Genomic DNA, 1,552 nt, shown 5'->3' on the forward strand with positions numbered 1-1,552 from the left:
CCCTACGCGCTGACGACAGCGATCCTCGGCGGCACGACGGAATTTGTCGCGTTGCGGTTCAAGGCGTCCGGCCATGAGCCGTACTTCTTCTGGTACGTCACGATATGGGCCGCCATTTCCCTGCTCGTCTATCTACGGATGCCCGAAACCCATGTCAGGGGAGCGGCCGCGAGCCCGACTTGCCCTTGCTCTTCGTACCAGCGCCGTTGGCCGACGGGGAGCGCCCCTTGCGTGCGGCGCCTCGTTGCGCTGTGCCGGTCTGCCCGCCACGCCCGGCTTCCATCACGTCCTTGAGGTAGTGCTCTACCACGTGCTGGAACTCCAGCATCGCCGCGTGATGGTCAACCACGCTCGCGTCGTAGCTCAGCGTGACGGCTGCCTTCATAAGATGCTGGACAACCACGGCCCGGAACAAAGCTTCTTCCACGGACAGTCGCGGCGCGAGGACGGCCAACACAGATGCGATTCCTTTGCGCAATCTTTCGCGCACGCCGGTGGCGCCGGGCAGCACGACATCAAGAGCGTCGACCAGCCCCACGAAAGCGGGGTGCGTCGTGCGAAACGCCACGAATAACATCGTCAGCCGGCCCGCAACGACCGATACGTCAAGCAAGGGCACCTTCTCGCTCAGCTGGCCGAACGCTGCTTCAAGCTCGATCACGTACTGCTCGATTAGCGTAACTGCGACCTGCTCTTTCGTCGGAAAGAACTGGTAAAGCGAACCGATCGACGCCCCCGCGCGGGTAGCAATCGCTGTCATCGTCGTTGCTTCGTACCCTCGTTCGGCGAATTCCGCGCCTGCGGCCTCCAGCAACGACGCCACTCGCGCATGTCCGCGGGCGCGGCGCGGCGCCTTCGCCCCGCCCGTATTAGAAGTTGTTGACGTTTGTGAGGACATTCTCATATACTGTTTGTGAGCACCCCCTCACAATACACCAGCGGCTCACCGCTTTCAACGGAAGACCATCATGTTGCAGAAACTTGACCCCAAGACTACCGCTCTCGTTCTGATTGATCTTCAGCAGGGCATTCTCGGATTCGGCAAAGCACCCCGCCCAGGCGCTGCCGCGCTGGCTACCGCAGCAACGCTCGCAAAGCGCTTCCGGGAAGTCAACGCGCCGGTTGTCCTGGTCCGGGTGGGCTGGAGCGCCGACTTCGGCGATGCACTGAAGCAGCCCGTCGATCAGGCCATCGCGCTCCCCGCCGGCGGACTGCCCTCGAACTGGTGGGACTTCCCCGCCGAACTGGCGGTGGAGGAGCGCGACATCAAGATCACGAAGCGCCAATGGAGCGCTTTTTACGGCACCGAACTCGACCTGCAATTGCGGCGTCGCGGCATCGAAACCATTGTGCTCGGCGGGATTTCGACGAACATCGGCGTCGAGTCGACGGCCCGCGCCGCGCACGAGCACGGATACTCGCTGGTGCTCGTCGAGGACGCAATGAGCTGCGGCGCGCCTGAGCATCACCATGCGTCGCTCAATTACATCTTCCCGAGGCTCGGTCTCGTGCGGCAATCCGGCGACGTACTCGAGGCGCTCGCCGGCTGATG

Annotated in this window: 2 protein-coding genes; one reads left to right on the plus strand and one right to left on the minus strand. The window is 63.2% G+C overall.

The window, feature by feature from the left end; genetic code table 11:
• Window positions 1-154 precede the first annotated feature (154 nt).
• The gene (locus P3T40_RS44885; RefSeq protein WP_429274087.1) at window positions 155-823 is read right to left on the minus strand and encodes a TetR/AcrR family transcriptional regulator; all 669 of its coding nucleotides are present in this window, start codon (window positions 821-823) and stop codon (window positions 155-157) included.
• 145 nt (window positions 824-968) lie between these two features.
• Between P3T40_RS44885 and P3T40_RS44890 the strand changes: the two genes are divergently transcribed.
• The gene (locus tag P3T40_RS44890; RefSeq protein ID WP_429274088.1) at window positions 969-1,550 is read left to right on the plus strand and encodes a hydrolase; all 582 of its coding nucleotides are present in this window, start codon (window positions 969-971) and stop codon (window positions 1,548-1,550) included.
• Window positions 1,551-1,552: the final 2 nt, after the last annotated feature.

Origin of the sequence: Paraburkholderia sp. EB58, assembly GCF_050436665.1 — a bacterium.
Taxonomy (GTDB): Bacteria; Pseudomonadota; Gammaproteobacteria; order Burkholderiales; family Burkholderiaceae; genus Paraburkholderia.

Bases quoted from the DNA above. Each gene is read 5' to 3' on its own strand.
- P3T40_RS44890 (WP_429274088.1), top strand. From the start codon at position 969: ATGTTGCAGAAACTTGACCCCAAGACTACCGCTCTCGTTCTGATTGAT.